The organism is Rhodococcus sp. OAS809 (genome assembly GCF_040546695.1).
Lineage (GTDB): Bacteria > Actinomycetota > Actinomycetes > Mycobacteriales > Mycobacteriaceae > Rhodococcus_F > Rhodococcus_F qingshengii.
Genome location: NZ_JBEPOI010000002.1, coordinates 242,138 through 264,268, shown reverse-complemented (window position 1 = coordinate 264,268; position 22,131 = coordinate 242,138). Strand labels below are relative to the sequence as shown.

The following is a 22,131-nucleotide window of genomic DNA, read 5'->3' as shown; positions in this document are numbered from 1 at the left end:
ATTATTTGATTGCACCGAAGGACAGGCCGCGCACCAGTTTGTTCTGGGCGAACCAACCGGCCAGGATGACGGGCAATGCCGCCATGGTCGCTGCCGCGGAGAGCCGAGCCCAGTACAGTCCCTCGCCGGTGATGAACCCGACCAGGAAGACCGGAATCGTCTGCGCTTGAACAGCTGTCAGGTTGACTGCGAAGAAGAATTCGTTCCACGAGAAGATCACGCAGATCAGCGCAGTCGCAGCAATTCCGGGCGAGATCAGCGGGAGGATCACCTCGCGAACCGAGGTCCACAAACTCGCGCCGTCCATGCTGGCAGCTTCGAGAAGTTCGCCGGGGACTTCGAGAAAGAACGAACGCATCATCCACACTGCGATCGGAAGATTCATCGATGTGTACAAGATGACCAGCGCCCAGATATTGTCGAGCAATCCGATGTCGTTGACGATCACGTACAGCGGCACGATTGCAGCGACGACTGGGAGCATCTTGGTACTGATGAAGAAGAACAGCACATCCTGAGTCTTCTTCACCGGGCGAAGCGAGAGCGCAAAAGCCGCCGGAACACCCAGTAGCAGAACAAGAATCGTCGACATTCCTGTGGCAAATGCCGAGTTCGCCAGCGTCGTGCCGAGACCGGAATCGAGAACGGCACGAAACTGCTCGAGCGTCGGGGTGAAGAACAACTTCGGCGGATCCGTGTAGGCGTCTGCCTCGGTCTTGAATGCGGTCAGGACCATCCAGAAGACCGGGAAGAAGAATCCCAGAGCGGCGATCCACGCCACGACCGACCACGGACTGAACTTACTGCTCTTCTTTTTCTTGACGACGGGTTTGTCGGTCGTCACGCTTGTCGTCTCTACGGCAGTCATCACGCCGCCTCCTCGTTGCCGGTGAAGCTCTTGAAGATCAATCGGAGCGCAAGTGTCGACACGATGATGGTCGCGATCACTGTCACGACACCCATCGCCGCAGCTTGACCTACGTCGAAGCCGAGGAACGCGCGCTGGTAGATGTAGAACGGCAGGTTCGAACTGGCCACGCCTGGCCCGCCCGACGTCATCATGTACACCGCGTCAAAGGTGTTCACGAGGTAGATCGCACCCAGAACTGCACCGAGTTCGATGAAACGGCGCAGGTGCGGCAGTGTCAGTTCGCGGAACATCGCAAACGGCTTGGCTCCGTCCACCCGTGCGGCTTCGAGGATGTCTCGGGGCATGGACTGCAAGCCGGCCAGAATGAGCAGCATCATGAAAGGCGTCCACTGCCAGATCAGATTGATCATGACGGCGGCGAGCGGAAACTTGCTGACCCAGTCGACCTGGCCGACACCGAAAGGCTGGAGGACGAAGTTCACGATACCGAACACCGGGTCGAACATTGTTGTCTTCCAGAGCAATGCGCCAGCGACGGGGGTGATGAGAAACGGCGTGATCAGCAGTGTCCGCACGATCCCGCGACCGAGGAAGGCTCTGTCGAGTAGCAGTGCCAACGCGAGTCCGAGGATCACCGAAACGATGACCGTCCCCACGATCATGATGACCGTGTTGACCGCGACTTCCCGAAACTGACTGTCCTTGAAAACCTCGATGTAGTTGTCGAACCCGTTGAATTGCCGCGATCCCGGCCGGACAAGGTTCCACGACTGCGTCGAGTAGTAGAGGGTGAACAGAAACGGAATCTGGGTGACGACGATCGAAAAGATCAACGCCGGCAACAGGGGACCTCTACGACGCCAACCCTCGGCGCGGGAGATCTTCTTTTCGACACGGACCGGTGGCGCGTCGTCCACCGTAGTTCTGGGCTCGGCAACCGTAGTCATCGGTTCTCCTGATAGGTCTTGCCGACCACCTCGGCATACTGCTGGGATTGTTCGAGTGCTTCTTTCACGCTCTTCTGACCCGCGATGGCCGCACTGATCTGCTGGCTGACGCGAGTGCCCAGGTCCTGAAACTCAGGGATGGTGAGGAACTGGACGCCGGTGTACGGAACCGGTTGCACTGTAGGGTTTTTCGGATCTGCATTGTTGATCGATTCGAGGGTGATCGGACCGAATGCCTGTGCGGCCTCTTGATATTCCGGAATCTCGTAGGTCGATAGGCGACTTCCCGGAGGAACTCTCGACCAGCCGAGTTCGGTTCCGACCTTCTGGATGTAGTCCTTGTTCGTCATCCAGGAAATGAACTTCCAGGCATCATCTTTGTTCTGTGCCGACTCCGGGATTCCGAGCGCCCACGTGTAGAGCCAACCAGGATCGGACTTCTCGACCTTCGGGGCCTTCGCATATCCGATGTTGCCGACTACCTTCGACGACGCAGGGTCCTCGAGAACCGACACAGCCGACGTCGCGTCGTACCACATCGCCGTGTTGCCTTGCGCGAATTGTGTTGCACATTCACCGAATCCGCTTGTGGCAGGACCCGGCTGACCGTGCTCCTTGACCGTGTCCACGTAGAACTGAACCGCATCCTCGACCTGCGGACTGGTCAGCTGCGCATTCCAATTCTCGTCGTACCAGCGTCCACCGAAGGTGTTGATCACTGTGTTCAGCGGTGCGAGTACCTCACCCCAGCCAGGCTTTCCGCGCAAGCAGATTCCCGCCATCTTGGCGTCCGGGTTGTCGAACTGCGCTGCCCAACCTGCGACTTCTTGCCACGTCGGGTCTTCGGGAACTGTAATCCCCGCCTGATCGAACAGATCCTTGCGGTACATCAGGAACGACGACTCCCCGTAGAAGGGGACCGCGTACATACTGTCCTCGTACGACAGAGAAGTCTTGATCGACGGTACGAAGTCGTCCTCGTCGTAACCGGGCGTCGTGTCTGCGTACTCGGACAGGTTCGTGAGCCAACCGTTTGCGGCCCACTGAGGTGTCTCGTAGTTGCTGATCATCACGACGTCGAACTCACCGCCGCCGGTTGCCGTCGACGCCGTGATCTTGGCGCGCGCCTGGTTCTCGGAAAGGCTGACGAATTTGAGGTCGATGCCGGGGTTCTCGGCTTCGAAAGCTGGCGCCAGCTTGATGGCGTCCTGCATCTGCGAGTTCGACACCATCGCGATGGTGACTGTTCGTTCGCCGGAACCACCGAGCGCACCAGCGCCCGCACATCCCGACACCAGGAGGCAGAGCGCCGCCGCGGCAGCGCCCCACACTCGTCTTCCTGTTTTCACGGATTACCTTCCTTCACACTTGCGTGTCAGTCGCGCGCTCGGACAGCGAAACTCGTGAGATCGCTAGCCTTCGAGCAGCCACTGGGCGCACTCGACGTCGGCGACGAGTACGTTTGCCAAACCTCCGCGCAATGCGCCCAGAACGGCCTGGCGTTTGTGTGTTCCCCCCGAAATCAGAATCGTCTGATCGCAGGATTTCACTGCGTCGAGCGAGACGGAGACCGTTCGCTCAGGCAGTGGCCCCTCCACTGGATTGCCGTCGACGGTGTAGAAACGGCCGCCGATTTCACCGACAGCGCCTCGACTTTCCAACTCGTCCAGCATGGTCGAGTCGACGAAGCTACCGGCAAACAAAGTCGTGGCAGTCGAGACGGCACCAACTCCGAAAACCATGATGTCGGAATCAGTTCCGGCTTGCAGCGCCTTCGAGATCACCGAGTCGTTTCGCATCGACTCCACAGTCGCCGGGTCGGCATACAGCGGAGCGTTGAGACGAATAGGATTGGCCTGCAACTGTTGTGCACATCGGCCGATGGTGAAGTCGACACCGGTTTGGTAGTCGGTCACCGTCATGGAGCCGTCAAGTTGTACCACAGCCGAGCACTTCGCGGCCTTGTCTGGCAAAGATCCTGCTACCGCAACGGTTTCCGGACCCCAGGTAAACCCGAGAACGCTCGACGGCTGCAGACGACGAACCAGAACTTCCGCTGCTCGTCGACCGAGTGCGTCGAAGTCCGGGTCGTCCGCATCCGAAATCGCTTCGGGGACGATCAACACTTCGGCCAACCCGAAGTGCTTCTCCAGCTTCGATTCCAACTCCGTGTTCACCGAACCTTCGAGCTCCGGCGGTACCAAAATCTCGACCCTGACCAAACCTTGCGTCCGCGCCCTGGCCAACAGTCGCCCGGCTGTCGGCCGCGAGACGCCCAACTTCGCTGCAATCTCCGCCTGAGTGGCACCTTCGAGGTGATACATGGTCGCTGCCCGCAAGGCGAGCCGCACATCTTCGGAAGCGGGCAACTTCGACGTCTTGAGTCCTGTGGGCTGAGCCGACTGGTTCACACGGTCTCCTTGTGCATCAGGTTCAAAGTTTCTCGATCGTGAGCAAATGCTCACTAGATGTTCTTATGCTCATTAAGCTAACATCTACGTTGTGACCCACACAACAGTTTCCGGAGAATCCGTCGATCTACCTGCGACAATTCGGGCAAATGTCCTCGTCGAGACCGGAAAGATGCAGATGGTCGAGAGACCACGACCGTCCCCGAAGGCGGGTGAAGTCCTCGTTCGCATCCATGCCGTGGGCGTGTGCGGGTCGGACGCGCACTACTTTCACGAAGGTCGCATCGGCCCTTACGTAGTCAACTCACCGCTCGTTCTCGGACACGAAGCATCGGGACGCATCGCTGCGGTCGGTGACGGCGTCGACCCAAGACGCATCGGGCAGCGTGTCTCCATCGAGCCTCAGAAGCCCGATCCGACAAGTCCCGAATCCAAGGCAGGCAGATACAACCTCTGCCCTCATATGGAGTTCTTCGCGACGCCGCCGATCGACGGTGCGCTGACCGACTACGTCACGATCGGTGCCGACTTCGCCCATCCCATCGCAGATTCCGTGTCCTACGAGGCAGCTGCGCTGTTCGAGCCACTTTCCGTAGGGATCGCCTCAGCCCAGAAGGCGGGGATCACTGCCGGCTCTCGGGTGTTGATCGCCGGCGCCGGCCCGGTAGGAATCGTGACGACGCAGGTGGCCAAGGCATTCGGCGCGACGGAAGTCATTGTCTCGGACATCGATGCGGCCCGACGTGATGTGGCACTGAAATTCGGCGCAACAACCGTCGTTGATCCCCATGTAAGCGACGTACGCTCGCTGGCCGTCGACGCATTCATCGACGCGTCGGGTGCCACGGCCGCAGTGATCGACGGGATTCACGCAGTTCGGCCCGCTGGAACCGTCGTTCTGGTCGGAATGGGTGCCGACGAGATACCGTTGCCGGTCCCGATCATTCAGAATCGCGAACTGATGCTCACCGGAGTGTTCCGATACGCCAACACGTGGCCGATCGCCGCCGCACTGGTCGCTGCCGGGCGCGTCGATCTGGACTCGATGGTCACAGCACGCTTTTCACTCGAACAGTCGCAAGAGGCCCTGGTGGCCGATCGCATTCCCGGCAGCATCAAAGCCGTAGTCATTGTCGCCGAAGGAGACTAGTACTTTCATGGAACTCAATACGAAGACCCTGCTCGACTTCGATGCTGCACTCGAAGTGCCGACCTACGACCGGAGCAAAGTTACTACCGGCATAGTGCATTTCGGTGTCGGAGGCTTTCACCGTGCACACCAGGCCATGTACATCGATGCTCTCCTGCGACGCGGTGAGGGCTTCGACTGGGGAATCTGCGGAGTGGGAGTGATGCCGTCGGACAAGCGAATGAAAGACGCACTCCGCGCGCAGGACGGCCTCTACACGCTGGCGCTCAAGCATTCCGACGGAACCCTCGAGGCCCGGGTCATCGGGTCGATCGTCGAGTACCTGTTCGCTCCGGAGGATCCGGAGGCGGTGATCGAAAAGATGGCATCCGAATCGACGAAAATCGTATCTCTCACCATCACCGAGGGCGGATACAACATCTCGCACACTACGGGTGAGTTCGACGCGTCCGATCCCGATGTAATGCACGATCTCGAGCCGGGAACACTCCCCCGCACCACCTTCGGTCTGATTTGTGCGGCACTCGCACTCCGTCGCGACCGGGGCCTCGCCCCGTTCACGATCATGAGTTGCGACAACATCGAAGGCAACGGATCGGTCGCCAAGACGGCTGTCGAAGCCTTCGCCGCTCTGAAAGATCCCGAACTTGCGGAATGGATCGACGAGAACGGCGCCTTCCCCAACTCCATGGTCGACCGGATCACACCCGTCACGACAGCCGAGGTGACCACCGAGATCGCCGAGACGTTTGGCGTGGAAGATCAGTGGCCGGTCGCGGCTGAGCCGTTCACCGCGTGGTTCCTCGAGGACGAGTTCACCTCAGGCAGGCCACCTCTGGAGAATGCCGGCGTCAATCTCGTGCCGGATGTTCGCCCGTACGAACTGATGAAACTGCGCCTTCTCAATGCCGGCCATCAAGGCATCGCGTACTTCGGCTACCTTGCCGGATACCGCCTGGTCCACGAGGCATGCCAGGACGAACTCTTGTCGGGGTTCCTGCTCGACTACATGAATCTCGAAGCGACGCCGACCCTTGACCCGGTACCCGGCGTCGACCTGGATCAGTACAAGAAGACCCTCATCGAACGATTCTCGAACCCCCAGATCCGCGACACGATTGCACGTCTGTGCGCCGAGTCGTCCGATCGAATTCCCAAGTGGCTGTTGCCCGTCATCCGGACCCAACTCGACACCGGTGGGTCGATCAACCTGTCCACCGCAATTGTCGCCAGCTGGGCCCGCTACGCCGAGGGCACAGACGAGAACGGAGATCCCATCACCGTCGTCGATCAGCTGTCGGACACTCTGGTGCCGCTCGCCCAGAAACAGTCGAGCGACCCGTTGGCCTTCATCGGGTACCGACAAGTGTTCGGCGATCTCGTGGACGATCGCCGATTTGTCGCAAGCTTCCGAAAGACCCTCGACTCATTGCACTCCGTCGGAGCCAGAAGAACCCTCGAGGAGGTGCGCGGGCTCTGACTACACCGAGACGTCGTGCAGGTGATGGATCGGATCGTGAATGAAGTAGGCCGCCAACGATTCGACGGTGAACGCCGATCCGTCACTGCGGAGACCCCGTCGTTGGCGGCTACCCTCTGGCACGGTTTCGAAGGCATTCGCGACCTCCGCCGCGGCGTCGGACAATTCCGATGCCACCGTTGCCGGATCTTGGTCGTTGTACCGCTCGGCCTCGGCTGTTGCGTCCTGATCCCAGTTCTCGAATCGCGGATCGTCGAATTCGAGCATCTGTTCCAACCGCACCTTGAAGATCCGGAACACGTCGCGTACGTGGGCGGAATACTCCAGCGCTGACCATGTGTCGCTGTCTGGCCGCACCGTCACGTTCTCGTGTTCGAGCACTGCAGCCCAGGATGCGGCGTTGGCACGCACGAGATCGGGAACGTCCGTGAATGCGACGGTGGATGAATCGAACCCACACTCGCCGCAAGGGCGTTCGAGGACCCAGGTCCAGTTCTTTGTATCCGGGGTGATCGGCATGCATCGAGAATAGTCCGCGGGAGCGGAGTCGGTCTGCTTCGATTGGCCGATGAAGCGCATCATGGTCGGTATTGCGATTCCATTCGTGCTGATGCTTACTTCGTGTGGCGGGGACGGGGGCGACGCCGAACCACACGAACTCGCCTTCACATGCGACGACGCACATTCGTACCTCGAAGTTTTCGGGACGGTCGAGGCGGCGTTGGCCCGGCTACAGAGCCCTGGATGGAACGATGTCCCTGAACTCGTGGGTTCCGCCAGCGCCTGGGCAGCGTTCACACCACAACAGCAGACTGCGTTAGTCAATTCACTTCATGCGGCTTCCCGAGGTGAATGTTGATCCGTATTTCGGTGCCGGTATCCGGCATCTGACTCCGTCGACAAGATTTGCCGGTCGATACTCGGATCGGCCGAAGAACTGGACATACTCCGACTGATTCCACGTCGCCGATCGATCGAGTCCGCGATGACATGAGCGGACCGCACGACGACTGGAGAGGATTCGACGCTAAGGCGCGTGAGCGCACCAAGAAGCCTTCGAAGCAGCGGAATCGGGATCGTGCGACTGAGCAACGCCGGAGGCCTGATTCGCCGGTCGCACAACAGAATTACAAACGACGACGTAACTACGTCATTCCGTTCGTGACAAAATACTCGTTCGTCGGCGACGGACCGATCACTTCGATTTCCTCGACGGGTCTCGTCGCCCCTCACGTGAAGGGCGTCGAGTCGACATGTACCCCTTCCGAACGCAGTAAATGCTCGGCCGCACAAATCAACAGGGAAAGGGATTCGTACGAGAGTCCCTCGATCGCATGCATCAGCCTGTCAGGCGCCGGAATCGACCGGTCGACCGGCGAACCCTCGGATCTCCGCACAGAAAGCACGGTCGAGAGTTCTCGTTGATTCACCACCTGACCTGCGCTGTTCGCTCGCTCGAACATGGCATTCAGCCGCTGGACCAGTTCCTCACCTTCAGCTGATCGAATAGTGTTGCCGAACAGCCTGTTTCCATGACCGGCTTCGACACCAGGCCCGATCGAGTTCTTGATTGTCACAGTATGTTCTCCGTTACGTTGGTCTGTCAGGTTGATCAGGGGTGCGACCCGGCGCAATTCGCAGAGCCTTTATCCGTGCCGCCCAACGGCGTCGCGTCCATCGACAGCAGACGAATCTCCCCCGGCGCCCATCGGCTTCCGGTAGCGAGACCTTGAAGTTGCTGTTCACTTGCAGTTCATCGTTACACTTTAACAATAGTTGTAACGCATCGACAAGCGTTTTGTTCCGATTGCCCGGTTTTGCACCCGATCGAGGTAACTACTGAGCTCTCGCGGGCTGCGGATTCTGCAATTCACGAAGCTCGGCAAAATGGATCCGACGCAGACAAGGACGGCGAGACAGCCCTCGTTGGCACTCATTTCCAGTGATCGAGCACGAAGTCCTCAATGGTGATGACCCAAGTCCGACAGCGCTTTTCAGACAGGGAAAGGGCCCCGCAGTTGCGGGGCCCACTATCGTTGCCGTTCCTTGCGTAGAGTCGTTTCCGACAGTCGGCTGCCGGTCAGCGCGTCAACATTTGGGTGCAGCCGAGTCGCGGGGGGGGGACGGCTCGACTGCCTTGTACCTACACCGGTAGGCACGTCTAAAGCGTGACACTTCTGTACGTCGAGCACATACGCTGAAATACCCGGATAGGTACCTACTTTTCCTTCACGTCCGGCACGTCGCTCGCTCGGTTGCGCCCAATTGCACTGCGCTCCCGATACTTGTCGAGGATTGGGTATCCGGATCCGAGACTTTCACCTCGTCCGAGATCGACGATCGCGGTACGACATTTACTTGTGTAGCCACGAAGGATCACAGCCGTACCCGCATGCGCGTTGCGTGCGATTCAATACCAACTACGTGTGGGCAACTGCACCAACTACCTGTGGGCAACTGCCCTGTTGATTGCACTCTGCGCACTTGTCGCCGTTGCGATCGTCGGCAGCATGACTTTCGACAAACGTCATTGGGTCTGACCTGCGGGCTCACGGCAACTGAATGTGGGGCGGGCGGGGCTCGAACCCGCGACCAATGGATTATGAGTCCACGGCTCTAACCGACTGAGCTACCGCCCCATCCGGATGCGATGCATCGCGGCGAATCCGAATGTTACCGGCACATCCGACGCGGATCACAATCGGGCAGGCGGTGACGCGTTGCACTCTTTCGAGTCGAGTCTTCCAAGGTTGGTCGGCACAGGCGCGATGAGCCGATACCGTGGGAGTGCACACCCCACGGAACAGGATCACCACATGAAGCTTGCACTGACCGAATTCAAGAACTCGAAGGCCACGATCCGGATCATCATGTCCGACGGCGCGAAACTGAACGGCACCGTCACCGATTTCACCGAAGACACTCTCGTTCTCAATTCTCCGAATGGTGTCTACTACATCAACCCCAGCCACATCATCCGGCTGTTCGAGCCGTCGGATCGCGCAGCGAAGTAGGCGCACCGGTCAGACAGTTCGACGGTTCCACCGAAAGCCCGACGCAGACACTTGCGTCGGGCTTTGGTGTATCTGTCGCCAATATCTTCGCGTCGCGTTCACGGGTGCTGATGCCGCCTATCCTCTCCGACATGGCGAACGACAGCGGACCACCTGAACTCGTGTTGTTCGACCTGGGCGGTGTGCTGTGTCGATTCGAGCCTGACCGTCGCGCCGCAGAACTGGCTGCGGCCATCGGCGTCACGGAAGACGAGATTCATGCCCTCGTGTTCGCGTCCGGGTTCGACCAGGAATGCGATCTCGGCATTCACTCCGAAACCGCGATCCTGGAACGCTTTCGACGACTCGGGTTTCCTGGTGACCGCGACGAGCTACGCCGAGCCTGGGCCAAGGCCTTCATCCCGGACCGCGCGGTCATCGATCTCGCAATCGCGCTTCGAAGCGAGGGGGTCGTGGTCGCCACACTCTCCGACAACGGACCTGTTCTCTTGGCCGCCATCGAGAGTGTCGTAACTCCATCGGCAATCGACGAGCATGTTTTCTCCTGCATGCTCGGAGCTACCAAACCCGAACCTGCGGCCTTCCTGGCTGCGCTGGAGTTGCTCGATGCGCGTCCACAGCAGACCTTCTTCGTCGACGACAACCCGGTGAACGTCCTCAGCGCTCGACGGCTGGGAATTCGCGGCGAACAAGCAAACAAGGCGGCAGACGTCGAATCGGCACTTCGATCGGTGGGTCTGCTGCGAGCGCACTAGGTCAGACAAAAACAAGATCAGACCACAACAAGAAAGCCCCCCACCCGATTTCTCAGGTGAGGGGCTTTGCTGCTCCCCCGGCTGGACTCGAACCAGCAACCGTCCGATTAACAGTCGGAAGCTCTGCCAATTGAGCTACAGGGGATTGTCTTGCTCGCTTCGCCCGTTCCGGCGTTGCCTGAGAAACTGTAGCGAATCCTTCACCGAAGTACCAAATCGCCTGCCCAGCGAGTCATCAGGCAGGATGGAGTCAGGACGATCGGTGCTGGAGGGAAGCAGGAATGATGCGTTTGTTGATCGGTGTTGCAGCTGGGTACGTCCTGGGAACCAAAGCGGGCCGCGCACGATACGAGCAGATCAGCCGGGCCGCGAAGGCGGTGGCCACCAGTCCGGCCACCAAGAAGGTGTTGGACGCGTCACGGCAGAAGCTGGCCGACTCACTGAGTACTCAGCCCAAGCTCGAGCCGATGAAGCCGATCAACGAGGAGACTACGATTCTGGTCCCCCACGACCAGTTGAAGAAAAACCGCTAGGTCAGACGCTTTGGTCGCCGACAGCCTGCTCACGCAGCTGTCGGCGATACTGCTCCAGCGCCACGAGGTCGCCGAACAGTGAGTTGTACTCCTCGGGGGCTGCAGCAGGTGAAACGCGCTGAAGCTTGGATTTGAGGTCGGCAACCTGCTCGCCCACCCACGCTTCCTGCAGTCGTGCGAGCACTCCGTTGATGTAGCGCGGAACCGTGTCTTCGTCACACGGCATCGGTTCGACGGCCAGCTCAGATACAACCGAGGCCACCGTCATGTCTTCGACGCCCTTGGTGACGACTTCGATCCACTCGGCGCCGCCGAGTCCCTTGCTCGTTCCACCGGCGTCAGCCATTGCCTGTCTGATGACAACGTAGGCGGGGTGGGTGAACGTCTCGGGCGGCAACGAGTCGAAGACACTGCCGGCGATGCCAGGGTGCTGCAATGCGGCCTTGAGGACAGCTCGCTGCGTCGAGAGCGCGGGATCGTTGGGCCGGGGCCTGGAGATTCCGATCGGCAGCGCAAGCGCATCGGCAGCAGGTTGGTCGACAACCTGACGACGCTTGGGTGCCGGTGACGATCCACGCGTCGACGCCCGTTTGCGAGCTTCGTCACGCACGCGTCGTCGAACCGACGGAAGATCGTCCCAACCGACCCATCCGCACAACAGATTCGCGTAGCTGTCGCGCAGAGTTGATTCCTTGATCTGCGCAACGACGGGCACGGTACGACGCAGTGCCTCGACACGACCTTCAGCGGTCTCCAGATCGTGTTCGGTGAGGATGGACTTCACCACGAACTCGAACATCGGAGTGCGCCGTGCCACGAGGTCGCGAACGGCGGCGTCACCAGACTTCAGTCGCAGATCGCACGGGTCCATTCCGTCGGGCGCGACGGCGACGAACGTCTGCCCGGCCATCTTTTGATCACCCTCGAACGCCTTCATCGCAGCGGCCTGCCCCGCGGCATCACCGTCGAAGGTGTAGATGATCTCACCGCGAAAGTAGCTGTCGTCCATCAGGAGTCGACGGAGCATCGCAAGGTGCTCCTCACCGAAGGCGGTCCCGCACGAAGCGACGGCGGTCTTGACGCCGGCCAAATGCATCGCCATGACGTCGGTGTAACCCTCGACGACTACCGCCTGGTGCCCCTTGGCGATGTCGCGCTTGGCGAGGTCCAAGCCGAACAAGACCTGAGACTTCTTGTAGAGAATCGTTTCCGGCGTGTTGACGTACTTACCCGGCATGGTGTCGTCGTCGAAGAGCTTGCGGGCACCGAAGCCGATGACGTCACCGGCGACGCTGCGGATCGGCCACAGAAGTCGGCGATGGAACCGGTCGATCGGACCTCGCCGGCCTTCTTTGGACAGCCCGGCTGCTTCTAGTTCCTTGAACTCGAAGCCCTTGGACATCAAGTGTTTTGTGAGAGTGTCCCAACCTTCTGGCGCGTATCCACACCCGAACTGCAAGGCCGCGGCACCGTCGAAGTTTCGCTCGGTGAGGTAGTCGCGAGCCGCCTGGGCATCGGGTTCGCGCAGACGAGCGGCGTAGAACTCCTGAGCCGCCGCGTTTGCTGCGATCAAGCGTGCACGGGTGCCGCGATCGCGCTGAACGGACGGTCCGCCGCCCTCGTACGAAATCGTGTAGCTGAGTCGATCCGCCAACTGCTCGACGGCCTCTACGAAGCTGATGTGATCCATCTTCTGCAGGAACGAGTACACGTCACCACCCTCACCGCAGCCGAAGCAGTGGTAGAGGCCGTGGTTGGGTCGCACATGGAACGACGGCGACTTCTCGTCGTGAAAGGGACACAGACCTTTGATCGAATCGCCACCGGCACGCTTGAGTGAAACGTATTCACCGACGATGTCCTCGATGCGAGTGCGTTCGCGAATGGCCGCGATGTCTCTGTCAGAAATTCGGCCCGCCACGTACATCAGTCTAGGCGGTCGCCCGGCACCTCCTGACAACGATATGTTGATGGCCGACTCTGCACCGCAGCGATGGGACCGACGATGACTGAAAACGCCTCGAGCTCGCACGAAGGGCGATCAGGAACCCGATTCGGCGTGTACGAGTTGCGTAGCCTCCTCGGCCGAGGCGGAATGGGTGAAGTGTACGAGGCGTACGACACCTCGAAGGATCGCCTGGTCGCTCTCAAGTTGCTCCATTGAGAGCTTGCGGCCGACCCGTCATTCCAAGCTCGTTTCCGCCGAGAATCTCGCACCACCGCCGCCCTGAACGAACCGCACGTGATCCCTGTGCACGACTGGGGCGAGATCGACGGAGTTCTCTTCATCGACATGCGATTGGTCGAAGGTCATACGTTGCGAGCCGAGTTGACCGAATTCGGCCGACTCACGCCTGTACGAGCCGTCGACATCGTCTCGCAAATCGCGTCGGCGTTGGACGCCGCCCATGCCCGCGGGCTCATCCATCGTGACGTCAAACCAGACAACATCATTCTCACGAACAACGGCTTCGCCTACCTCGTCGACTTCGGAATCGCATACTCACAGACGGACACGAAGATCACCACCGAGGGAAGCGCAGTCGGTTCGTATGCATACATGGCGCCGGAGCGGTTCGGAATCGAAACGCCGACGGCCGCAGCGGATGTCTATTCCCTGGCTTGTGTCCTCTACCAATCACTCACCGGAACAACACCTTTCAACACCACAAGCATCGAGCATCTGGTCAATTCGCACCTGAACTCTCCGCCGCCACGCCCCACACTGGCGGTTCCGTCGCTCCCGCAAGGCCTTGACGCCATCGTGGCTCGCGGCATGGCAAAGGATCCCGCACACCGCTATCCGACTACGGGAGCGCTCGCACTCCAAGCGCGGCAGGCCCTCTCGACGACCCACACCCCCGGTGCCGCCGGCGGATTGCAACCCACGATCGTCGGGCAGCCCACCTACACCACGGCGAATCCCGCTCACGGGAACTACACGCACATCGTGACAAAGACCAAGCGAAACCGAGCACCGATCGCGATCGGTGCGGCTGGAATTGCACTCGTTCTGGCCGCAGGAGGCACGGCGGCCTGGGTGACGCTGGGGAATTCGGGCCCCGAATCACCAATCGCTGTAGCAGCTTCCACCGCCACGTCGGCACCGGCACCCATTCAGGATCCAGTCAGAACGCCGAAGCTCGAGCCGCTACCCACCGCCGGACTGCAGGCGACCACGACCACCCGGGCGTCGAACCCGTCCGCGAGAAATGGCGACCTCGGGGTGAGCAAGCCGATCACCGTCCCCTCATGCAAAGGAACCGGAATCGTGGTGTTGGCCAATGCCACCGATCCGGCAACGTACGCCAGCGAGATTCAGAACTACCTCGACGCGTTCCCCGGCTCGAAATACCTACGCACAGACCAGTCCTGCCCGTCACTGCGTCAAGTCTCCGATTCGGGGACGGCGATCTACACGGTGTATCGCGAATCCGGGAACACCGAGTCGAAGATCTGCAAGGACGTTCGCGCAGCAGGTGGCGACGCTTACGGCAAGTGGCTCGATACCACTACCGACCCGTCGACGCGGATGACTTGCTGAGGGCGTAAGTGGCTCAGCCCCAGCTGGCCTGCGCGCCCAGGCTCGCTTTGTCCACCCGTTCGAGCCGACTCTCCGTGTACGACGCGATCTGATCCACCACTACCCGGACCCGAGCACCGTCGTCCGCGGCGCGTTCCCACGCGGGCAGCAGGATCGGATCGAGCCCGGCCGGCGCAGTTGCCAGCAGCCATTCCGCGACGCGATGAACACGATCACGCTGCCGATCCTGACGCGCTTTGTGTCCGGCGTCGGACATCACGTAGTACAGCGCCACGGTCTTGAGCAACGCCACCTCGGATGCGACGGCCTCGGGTATGTCGAGGTCGGCTTGATAGCGCGAGAGGGGTCGGTCACCGTGTGTCAGCCGGGTGCTGGCGATCGCCGCGGTGGCGAAGCGTCCCACCAATTCACTCGTCAGATTCTTCAATGCGACGGAACTCCCTAGCGTTCCGTCGAAACTTCCGACCCCGCGTACGACGGGGAGTTCGGACAGCCGTTGGGCGGCTTCGATCAGATCGTCGACTACCAATCCGCGAAACTCGGAGGCCCCGAGTTCTGCCAGTGCGCGCTGCTCGGACGGATCGGCAAGCGAGCGAAGGTCGATGCGGCCTGCGATCACCCCGTCCTCCACGTCGTGCACGGAATAGGCGATGTCATCGGCCCAGTCCATGACCTGAGCTTCCAGGCATTGCCGACGCTCGGGCGCTCCCTCGCGAACCCAGGCGAGCACCTCTGCGTCGTCGTCGTATGCCCCGAACTTCGCGCCGGGCTCAGGGCGGGTCCAGGGATACTTGATGGCTGCGTCGAGTGACGCCCTGGTGAGATTGAGGCCTGCGCTCAGACCGTCGGGGCGCAGGATCTTGGGTTCGAGGCTGGTCAAGATCCGCAGATTCTGCGCATTGCCCTCGAAACCTCCGCAGTCCTTGGCGACTTCGTCGAGGGCCTTCTCGCCGTTGTGACCGTACGGTGGGTGCCCGATGTCGTGCGCGAGACCGGCGAGGTCCACCAGGTCCGGATCGCAACCGAGTCCGTCGGCAATCCCTCGCCCGATCTGCGCAACCTCCATCGAGTGTGTCAACCGCGTACGAGGCGTGTCTCCGTCGCGCGGGCCGACAACCTGGGTCTTGTCGGCCAGCCGCCGCAAAGCCGCGGAGTGTTGGACGCGGGCCCGATCTCGCGAGAAGTCCGAACGATGCTGCGCCGCTGCGATCTGCGAACCCGGCAACCCCGCTCGCTTCGGCGCCTCGACGACACGACGTCCGAGGTCGTGTTCGGAGTAGGTGCCGCCTCCGTAGGTGGTGTGAGCTGTCATGGTCTCTATTGCCCTGCCGTGTAGGGGAAGTCTGCCGAGAAGTGCGTGAGCTGATACCAGAGCAGTGCGCCGGTTTCGCGAGCGATTCCGTGTAACTGGGATTCACGGGTGAACACAGCCGGGCCTTGACGAGTAGGTGCGGTCCACGCTTGAAGGCCCGTGTCGCGGGCCATCGTCCGTGTTCGCAAGGAGTGCCACGGATCACTGACCAGGACGGCGGAATTGATTCCCTGCGAAGACATCTCGGCACTGACTGCGTCGATGCTGAGCAGTGTGTCTGAACCGGTCTCCACCGCGGTGATCGCACTCGAAGGAATTCCGCGATCGGTCAGATACATCTTTCCCGACGCCGCTTCGGTGTACTCGTCGCCTTCTTGTTTACCGCCGACAGTGATGATCTGCGGAGCCACTCCGCGCTTGTACAGCTTGTACGCCTGCTCGAGTCGGGCCTCGAAGACGGACGACGGAGTGCCGGAATACTGAGCCGCGCCCAGAACGACTATCGCGTCGGCCGGCCGCGTGTCGTCGATGCGCGCCACCTGCCACACCCGGAACGCAGTACCCCCGACCAGAACCACGGCCATCAACACCGCACCGGCGATCAGTCGGCGCGTCCAGCGAGCCAATCCTGCCCCGAAGCCGCCCGCCCGCGAGGGTGATGGGTCGTGGGGGCGGTTACCGAAAGCAGGTTTCACTCCCGCAATTCTGCCAGTTCGCAGCGATCACCTCCGATGCCGACGCGCCACAACGGATAGATTTGCGTCATGGCCCTCGCACCACACTTCGCGCAGTTGTCCTCGGTAGAGCAGAGTCGGACAACCACCCGACCCGTTCGGCGTCGGGGAAGCGCCGCCGCCGTCGCTGCGATTTTCGCTTTGCTGGCGCTCGTCTTCAGTCCTGCGCTCGCCTCGGCGGACGCCCCGATGGTGTTGCCGAATCACATCACCGACACCTCCGGGGTCCTCGATTCCGGGCAACGCAGCGACATACAAGCCGCGATCGATCAACTCGGCGAGGACCACCAGATCGATCTGTGGGTCGCGTTCGTCCCCGATTTCAACAACCTGGGTGGCCAGGCGTGGGCACAGCAGACAGCCACGAAGTCGACGCTGAGTACCAAGTCCGTCCTGCTTGCAGTTGCCACGGCGGAGCGTGCTTACTACCTCGATGTGCCCGCTGAGCTGAGCAACATCACGGATTCCGACATCGAATCGATCAATACCGACGCGGTGGAACCGGCTCTCGCCGAGGATGATTGGACCGGCGCGGCAATTGCCGCAGCTGGAGCACTCGGCGACGCGAACAACACGAGCGGCGGAATGGGAGTCGGAACACTCCTCATCGCGGGCGGCGCTGTGGTGGTCGGGACGGGCGGCGTGGTCCTGTACTCACGTAAGCGCAAGAACGACAAGAACAAGGCAAGCGTCGAAGCCGCGAAGAACATCTCCCCCGACGACATCGCCAGCCTCAACGCACTCCCGCTGCCGACGCTCGACGAACGCGCGAAGGAGATCCTCGTCGAGACGGACAACGCGATCGCCGGCAGCCAGGAGGAACTCGATCTGGCCCGCAGCGAGTTCGGAGATTCCGCCGTCGCACCCTTCTCGGCAGCATTCGACAAGGCCAAGGCCACCCTCGCCGAAGCCTTCGCGATCAGGCAGCGACTCGACGACGCCATCCCCGAAACTCCCGATCAACGCCGACAGATGCTGATCGACATCATTTCCTCGTGCGGTCGAGCCGACCAAGAACTCGAAGCTCGCGTCGAGGAGTTCGACGGGCTTCGCGACCTTCTCATCAACGCCCCCGCACGTCTCGATGCGTTGACGCAGAGTGTTGTTTCTCTCAGCGTGCGCTTGCCCGAATCCGAGGCGATTCTGACCAAATTGAAGGATCAATTCCCCGCGCCGACGCTGGCATCGGTCGTGAACAACGTCACGATGGCGAGTGAACGCCTGACGCTCGCCGAGAAGTCGATCGAGGAGGGCCGCGATGCCACCGCGCTGCCGGCCGGTAAGCAAGGCGCTGCCGTCACTGCGATTCGCACGGCCGAAGCCGCCCTCGATCAGGCACGCAAGCTACTCGACGGCGTCGATCACGCCGCCGACGACATCCGAAACGCCATCGCGACACTTCCGTCCGCGATGGACGACGTCCAACAGGGCATCACCGCTGCGGACGCTTACCTGGCGCAAGGCGGGCAGAAGTTGGCGGACGCGAAGGCCGCGGCCCAGGCAGCGTTGGCGAATGCTCAGACATCGAAGGACAGCGATCCGCTGACAGCCTTCAACCAGATCGTCGCGGCCGACGCCCAACTCGACGCGCTTCTTGCCGACGCTCAGGAGCAGAAGCAGCAGCTCGAACGTGCACAGCAGCGCCTCGCCCAGGACATTCTGGCCGCACAGGCTCAGGTGACCGCTGCAGGCGACTTCCTCGGAACCAGGCGCGGCGCGATCGGAGCGGAGGCGCGCACTCGCTACGCCGAGGCTCAGCGGCACCTGCAGGCGGCCCAGCAATTGCAGGCCTCGGATCCGTCGAAGGCGCTGCAACACGCCCAGGCCGCGACCACCTTGGCGACGCACTCACTTCGCGCCGCGCAAAACGACGTCAACACCTGGGAAGCAAACCAACGACCCCGTGGCGGCGGTGGCGATGCGACAGGAGCGATCCTCGGCGGCATCCTGATCAACAGCATTCTGCGAGGTGGCGGAGGGCCCCGTTCGTACGGCGGACCGAGCAGCAGCGGACGCTCCGGTCGCGGTGGCGGCGGCGGTGGTTTCGGCGGCGGGGGCGGCGGCCGAACCAGTCGAGGCGGCGGCGGCCGGTTCTGACCGATCCAGTCGAGGTAGTAAAATCCCTACTTTGTTCACGACCGCACTCGTCGTACGCTTCATCCGGCAAGTCGGGATCACAGATCATACGAAGGTGTTATGGAAAGCGTCGCCCCGCAGATAACCGTCGTTGTACCTACATACAACGAGCGTGAGAACCTGCCAAAGCTCGTCGATCGCCTCGCCGCGTTGAAGATCCCGAACCTGCACGTCCTCGTGGTGGATGACAACTCCCCCGACGGCACGGGTGAGGTTGCGGACAAGTTGGGTATCGACGGTCCCATCCCGGTCGGAGTGCTTCACCGCACGGTCAAGGACGGACTCGGCCGTGCTTACGTCGCGGGCATGAGCCGGGCTCTGGCAGAGAACGCAGACATCGTCATTCAGATGGACGCAGATCTCTCGCACCCGTCCGAAGCGATCCCCGCCATGATCGAGATCCTCACCACTACCGATGCGGCAGTCGTTCTCGGCTCCCGCTACGTCGAAGGCGGCGCAGTCGCCGGCGACTGGCCGTGGCACCGCAAGGCCTTGTCCGCCTGGGCGAACTTCTACGTCAACGCTATTCTGCGACTGCACGTCAAGGATGCGACCGCCGGCTTCAAGGCGTGGCATGCAAAGACCTTGCGCGACATCGACGTCGAATCGGTGCAGAGCAACGGCTACGCGTTCCAGGTCGAGATGAACTACCGAGTTGTTCAGCGCGGCATGAAGATCGCCGAAACGCCCATCCGCTTCGAGGAGCGCACCGAAGGCGTCTCCAAGATGAGTCTCTCGGTTCAGTTGGAGTCTGCACTGGTGCCGTGGAAGCTCAAGTTCGGCAAGAAGTCCCTGTGACCTCGGCGGCCGATCGAAAGTAGTCGGCCGTCTGCGTGTCCGACGGGTAGAACGATTCGATCGCAATCTCTGCGAGCGTGACGTCGCGCGGCGTACCGAACACGGTGGTGGTGCTGAACATCGCCAGTTCGGTATCGCCGACGCGTACACGCAACGGAACCAGCAGGGAATTCGCGCGGTCGTCGTGCCAGTCTCCGCCGCTCGGATAGGCGCGCAGCTCGTCGAGCAACGACGACAGCTGCGCATCCGCACTGACCTCCACTTCCCGAGCCAGCCTTGTGAGCAGGTGGGCCCGCCACTGCGCGAGGTTCACGATCCGCGGCGCCATGCCCTCGGGATGCAAGCTCAGACGCAATACGTTCACCGGTGGTTCCAGGAGGAAATCAGCGGCGCCCGCGGTCAAAATTCCCACGGCCTGGTTCCCGGCGACCATCTCCCACTGCTGATCGACCACCACGGCCGGATACGGGTCATGCGCGTCGATGATGCGATCGATGGCCTCACTCACCGCTGACATCGGCGCTTCTGCCAACGACTTCTGCGAGTACTCCGGCGCGTGGCCACTTGCCAGCAGAAGCGTGTTCTGTTGTCGTAGAGGAACATCCAGACATTCGGACAGGTGAAGAATCATGTCCCGGCTCGGCTTGGAGCGGCCGGTTTCGATGAAGCTCAGATGCCTGGTCGACACTCCTGCCGCCGCCGAGAGTCCCAACTGAGTGAGCCTTCGCCGCTCCCGCCACCGCTTGAGTTCGGAGCCCACGTCCATCGTCTCGAAGGTCATTCTTTCAAGTTAGCGACCCGAGGTAGCCGAGGCCATGACCTCAGAGGTAATCGACCCGACGCAGTTTCGGAGGAACAGTGGTCTCAGCCGGCGAGGCCGCCGGACATTCACCACCGGAAACTGATCAAGGGAGCGACCATGAGCGACTTCGACGCAATCGCCGACGCCTACATCGACATGTGGAACGAAACCGATACCACCGCCCGTAAAGCACGGGTCGAGCAATTGTTCGCACCCGGCGGTCGCTACACCGATCCGCTCGCGGACGTCACCGGACACGATCAGATCGACGCGATGATCAACGCTGTGCAGCAACAATTTCCGGGCATGCACTTCACCCTCGTCGGACCTGTGGACGCGCATCACCGACAGGCCCGATTCGGTTGGGCTCTCGGCCCGTCGGGGGCCGAGTCACTGATCGACGGATTCGACGTACTCGAACGCGACGACGACGGCCGGGTGACGCTTGTCCTCGGGTTTCTCGACAAGGTGCCTTCGGCCTGAATCGGGACTACCACCGACAGCGTTCGTCACGAAGGTTGTCGGTGGTTCGTGGCATCATCGGTGCCGATGAACGCCGACGGATTTACCTGGTCCACACCGATTCCCGAGTCCGAGGGTGCTGAGTACGACGCTCACACGCTGACCGTCAACGGCCTTCCCACCGTCTATCGAACCGCCAAGACGACGCCGACCAAGCTCGGTCAGTTCGTCACACTGTGGCGCCGATCCGAGGCCGGGCCCATCCGCCCATTCGACGCCAGCGACCGCGTGATGCTGTTCGTGGTGAAGGTATACGACGAAGAGCATTCGGGGCACTTCGTCTTTCCCGTCGAAACCCTCGTCGAACACGACATCGTCTCGACGAACTTCTCCGGCGGTAAGCGCGCTGTCCGGGTCTATGCGCCCTGGGTTACGCCGACCAGCGCGCAAGCAGTCAGAACTCAGCGCTGGCAGATTCGGCATTTCGGCGAGTTCCCTGATGTACTCAGCTCGACTGTGTTCAGCTCAACTGCGTTCAGCTCAACTGATACGTCGCGATGATGACGCCTGTTGTCGTAGGGACGCTGTCGGTGAGGGTGAACTGAGCGAGCGCAGCTCCGTCGGGGAATAATCTGCGCCCGGTTCCGAGAACCAGCGGATGTATCAGCAGAGTGAAGGTGTCGACGAGACGCCGATCGGCCAAGGACGTGATCAAGTCGCCACTGCCCAGAATCATCAGATCCGGGCCCTCACTTTCCTTGAGCGTGGCGACCGCGTCGGCGGCATCACCTTTCAACAAGGTCGAGTTCTTCCACGGCAGCGGTTCACCCAAAGTCCTTGACGCTACGTACTTCTGCGTGTTGTCGAGCACCTCGGTGAACGGATTGTCGGTCTGAAACGGCCAGTACGAGGCGAAGTTTTCGTAAGTTCTGCGACCGAACAGCAACGCCGATTTCTTCGCCATCCCCTCCCCCATCTTCTGCGCCATGACGGAATCGTTGAAGGGTGCTGCCCACCCACCGTGCTCGAATCCGCCACGACGGTCCTCGTCCGGCCCACCAGGTGCCTGCATGACACCGTCGAGAGTCACGCTGTTGGTCACGCTGAGTTTTCTCATAACTTCGATCCTGCGCCTGAAGGACCATCGGGGAAAGAGAAAACGGGCGGTCCTTCTCGATTGAG

The 22,131-nt window shown here is 61.3% G+C and carries 21 protein-coding genes, 2 tRNA genes and 1 pseudogene; 11 read left to right on the top strand and 13 right to left on the bottom strand.

Annotation, left to right across the window (positions count from 1 at the left end):
- Position 1 precedes the first annotated feature (1 nt).
- The 4 genes from ABIE52_RS04390 to ABIE52_RS04375 form a co-directional block, all read right to left on the bottom strand.
- The gene (locus ABIE52_RS04390; protein WP_007731137.1) at positions 2–868 is read right to left on the bottom strand and encodes a carbohydrate ABC transporter permease; all 867 of its coding nucleotides are present in this window, start codon (positions 866–868) and stop codon (positions 2–4) included.
- Positions 868–1,818 carry a carbohydrate ABC transporter permease gene (locus tag ABIE52_RS04385; RefSeq protein WP_192712974.1) on the bottom strand — a complete coding sequence of 317 codons (951 nt, stop codon included), beginning with the start codon at positions 1,816–1,818 and terminating at the stop codon, positions 868–870. The genes ABIE52_RS04390 and ABIE52_RS04385 overlap by 1 nt, the downstream gene beginning before the upstream one ends.
- Positions 1,815–3,167, bottom strand: a complete 1,353-nt coding sequence (locus ABIE52_RS04380; protein WP_452623831.1) for an ABC transporter substrate-binding protein — start codon at positions 3,165–3,167, stop codon at positions 1,815–1,817. The genes ABIE52_RS04385 and ABIE52_RS04380 overlap by 4 nt, the downstream gene beginning before the upstream one ends.
- 63 nt (positions 3,168–3,230) lie before the next feature.
- Entirely contained in the window at positions 3,231–4,229 is a 999-nt protein-coding gene (locus ABIE52_RS04375; RefSeq protein ID WP_192712973.1) for a sugar-binding transcriptional regulator, read from the bottom strand.
- A 139-nt stretch (positions 4,230–4,368) separates the two neighbouring features.
- On the opposite strand from ABIE52_RS04375, the gene ABIE52_RS04370 reads away from it, so the two are divergent.
- Positions 4,369–5,379, top strand: a complete 1,011-nt coding sequence (locus ABIE52_RS04370; protein WP_050657017.1) for an NAD(P)-dependent alcohol dehydrogenase — start codon at positions 4,369–4,371, stop codon at positions 5,377–5,379.
- Between the two features lie 7 nt (positions 5,380–5,386).
- Positions 5,387–6,859 carry a mannitol dehydrogenase family protein gene (locus ABIE52_RS04365; protein ID WP_054187647.1) on the top strand — a complete coding sequence of 491 codons (1,473 nt, stop codon included), beginning with the start codon at positions 5,387–5,389 and terminating at the stop codon, positions 6,857–6,859.
- On the opposite strand, the gene ABIE52_RS04360 is transcribed toward ABIE52_RS04365, so the two are convergent.
- From ABIE52_RS04360 to ABIE52_RS04350, 3 genes are all read right to left on the bottom strand, one after another.
- Positions 6,860–7,378 carry a DinB family protein gene (locus tag ABIE52_RS04360; protein WP_039973216.1) on the bottom strand — a complete coding sequence of 173 codons (519 nt, stop codon included), beginning with the start codon at positions 7,376–7,378 and terminating at the stop codon, positions 6,860–6,862.
- 710 nt (positions 7,379–8,088) lie between these two features.
- Positions 8,089–8,436: a hypothetical protein gene (locus ABIE52_RS04355; protein ID WP_075833484.1), complete on the bottom strand. Its 348-nt coding sequence runs from the start codon at positions 8,434–8,436 to the stop codon at positions 8,089–8,091.
- A gap of 988 nt (positions 8,437–9,424) precedes the next feature.
- A tRNA-Ile gene (locus ABIE52_RS04350) sits at positions 9,425–9,498 on the bottom strand.
- A 177-nt stretch (positions 9,499–9,675) separates the two neighbouring features.
- Here ABIE52_RS04350 and ABIE52_RS04345 point away from each other — a divergent pair.
- Both ABIE52_RS04345 and ABIE52_RS04340 read left to right on the top strand, forming a co-directional pair.
- On the top strand, positions 9,676–9,873 hold the full coding sequence (locus ABIE52_RS04345; RefSeq protein ID WP_003941659.1) for a hypothetical protein: 198 nt from the start codon (positions 9,676–9,678) through the stop codon (positions 9,871–9,873).
- A 131-nt stretch (positions 9,874–10,004) separates the two neighbouring features.
- A complete protein-coding gene (locus ABIE52_RS04340) occupies positions 10,005–10,628 on the top strand; it encodes an HAD-IA family hydrolase (protein WP_223304513.1) in 624 nt (207 codons plus the stop codon).
- Between the two features lie 72 nt (positions 10,629–10,700).
- On the opposite strand, the gene ABIE52_RS04335 is transcribed toward ABIE52_RS04340, so the two are convergent.
- Positions 10,701–10,773: transfer RNA gene (locus ABIE52_RS04335), tRNA-Asn, on the bottom strand.
- A 136-nt stretch (positions 10,774–10,909) separates the two neighbouring features.
- Here ABIE52_RS04335 and ABIE52_RS04330 point away from each other — a divergent pair.
- Positions 10,910–11,161 (top strand): hypothetical protein, encoded by a 252-nt coding sequence (locus ABIE52_RS04330; protein ID WP_003941570.1) that lies wholly within the window; start codon positions 10,910–10,912, stop codon positions 11,159–11,161.
- A gap of 1 nt (position 11,162) precedes the next feature.
- On the opposite strand, the gene dnaG is transcribed toward ABIE52_RS04330, so the two are convergent.
- Entirely contained in the window at positions 11,163–13,082 is a 1,920-nt protein-coding gene (gene dnaG, locus ABIE52_RS04325) for a DNA primase (RefSeq protein ID WP_030536590.1), read from the bottom strand.
- A gap of 84 nt (positions 13,083–13,166) precedes the next feature.
- Between dnaG and ABIE52_RS34005 the strand changes: the two genes are divergently transcribed.
- Together ABIE52_RS34005 and ABIE52_RS04320 are read left to right on the top strand one after the other, a co-directional pair.
- Entirely contained in the window at positions 13,167–13,325 is a 159-nt protein-coding gene (locus tag ABIE52_RS34005) for a hypothetical protein (RefSeq protein ID WP_452623830.1), read from the top strand.
- Positions 13,326–13,358: 33 nt separating this feature from the next.
- Positions 13,359–14,705 (top strand): annotated as a pseudogene (locus tag ABIE52_RS04320) (serine/threonine-protein kinase); the annotation flags it as partial.
- 13 nt (positions 14,706–14,718) lie between these two features.
- Here ABIE52_RS04320 and ABIE52_RS04315 read toward each other — a convergent pair.
- Together ABIE52_RS04315 and ABIE52_RS04310 are read right to left on the bottom strand one after the other, a co-directional pair.
- Complete coding sequence (locus ABIE52_RS04315) at positions 14,719–16,017, bottom strand: deoxyguanosinetriphosphate triphosphohydrolase (RefSeq protein ID WP_192712972.1); 1,299 nt, start codon at positions 16,015–16,017, stop codon at positions 14,719–14,721.
- 5 nt (positions 16,018–16,022) lie between these two features.
- Positions 16,023–16,712: a YdcF family protein gene (locus tag ABIE52_RS04310; RefSeq protein WP_007731109.1), complete on the bottom strand. Its 690-nt coding sequence runs from the start codon at positions 16,710–16,712 to the stop codon at positions 16,023–16,025.
- A 69-nt stretch (positions 16,713–16,781) separates the two neighbouring features.
- Between ABIE52_RS04310 and ABIE52_RS04305 the strand changes: the two genes are divergently transcribed.
- Together ABIE52_RS04305 and ABIE52_RS04300 are read left to right on the top strand one after the other, a co-directional pair.
- Positions 16,782–18,848 (top strand): TPM domain-containing protein, encoded by a 2,067-nt coding sequence (locus tag ABIE52_RS04305; RefSeq protein WP_064113212.1) that lies wholly within the window; start codon positions 16,782–16,784, stop codon positions 18,846–18,848.
- Between the two features lie 99 nt (positions 18,849–18,947).
- Positions 18,948–19,685 carry a polyprenol monophosphomannose synthase gene (locus tag ABIE52_RS04300; RefSeq protein ID WP_003944487.1) on the top strand — a complete coding sequence of 246 codons (738 nt, stop codon included), beginning with the start codon at positions 18,948–18,950 and terminating at the stop codon, positions 19,683–19,685.
- Here the strand turns inward: ABIE52_RS04300 and ABIE52_RS04295 are convergent.
- Positions 19,660–20,466 carry a helix-turn-helix domain-containing protein gene (locus tag ABIE52_RS04295; protein WP_054827649.1) on the bottom strand — a complete coding sequence of 269 codons (807 nt, stop codon included), beginning with the start codon at positions 20,464–20,466 and terminating at the stop codon, positions 19,660–19,662. The two genes, ABIE52_RS04300 and ABIE52_RS04295, sit on opposite strands and share 26 nt — an antisense overlap.
- Positions 20,467–20,604: 138 nt before the next feature.
- On the opposite strand from ABIE52_RS04295, the gene ABIE52_RS04290 reads away from it, so the two are divergent.
- Positions 20,605–20,970 (top strand): nuclear transport factor 2 family protein, encoded by a 366-nt coding sequence (locus ABIE52_RS04290; RefSeq protein WP_054781579.1) that lies wholly within the window; start codon positions 20,605–20,607, stop codon positions 20,968–20,970.
- Positions 20,971–21,018: 48 nt separating this feature from the next.
- A complete protein-coding gene (locus tag ABIE52_RS04285; RefSeq protein ID WP_058227198.1) occupies positions 21,019–21,510 on the top strand; it encodes a MepB family protein in 492 nt (163 codons plus the stop codon).
- Here the strand turns inward: ABIE52_RS04285 and ABIE52_RS04280 are convergent.
- Entirely contained in the window at positions 21,485–22,066 is a 582-nt protein-coding gene (locus ABIE52_RS04280) for a dihydrofolate reductase family protein (RefSeq protein WP_192712971.1), read from the bottom strand. The two genes, ABIE52_RS04285 and ABIE52_RS04280, sit on opposite strands and share 26 nt — an antisense overlap.
- Between the last annotated feature and the right edge of the window lie 65 nt (positions 22,067–22,131).